At 71.3% G+C, this 502-nt stretch carries 2 pseudogenes; both read left to right on the top strand.

Features of this window, described 5'->3' with window-relative positions:
* Positions 1–189: pseudogene (locus IF29_RS48390) on the top strand (transketolase-like TK C-terminal-containing protein); the annotation flags it as partial.
* A 1-nt stretch (position 190) separates the two neighbouring features.
* Positions 191–502, top strand: a pseudogene (locus IF29_RS0141235) (transaldolase family protein); the annotation flags it as partial.

The following is a 502-nucleotide window of genomic DNA, read 5'->3' as shown; positions in this document are numbered from 1 at the left end:
GAGTGGTTCCAGGAGCAGGACCTGGCCTACCGCGACACCGTGCTGCCCCCCGCAGTGCGGGCCCGCGTCGCCGTCGAGGCCGGCATCGCGCTGACCTGGCACCGCTACGTCGGCGACCTCGGATACGTCATCAGCCTGGACCATTTCGGGGCCTCCGCCGACGCACCCACGCTCTACCGCAAGTTCGGCGCTGGTCCGCGACAAGCACGTGGTCGGGGTCACCACCAACCCGACCATCTTCCAGAAGGCCATCGGCGGCAGCTCCGACGCCTACGACGCCCAGCTGCGGGATCTCGCGCTGAGGGGCGTGACGGTCGAGGAGGCGGTGCGGATGATGACCGCCGCCGATGTCCGTCAGGCGGCTGACGTGCTGCGTCCGGTCTTCGAGGCCAGCGACGGCCGTGACGGCCGGGTCTCCATCGAGGTCGACCCCCGCCTGGCGCACAACACCCCGGCGACCATCGCCGAGGCCAAGCAGCTGGCCTGGCTGGTGGACCGCCCC

The organism is Streptacidiphilus jeojiense (genome assembly GCF_000719095.1).
Classification (GTDB): Bacteria; Actinomycetota; Actinomycetes; order Streptomycetales; family Streptomycetaceae; genus Streptacidiphilus; species Streptacidiphilus jeojiensis.
This window is presented reverse-complemented; position numbering and strand designations above follow the sequence as displayed.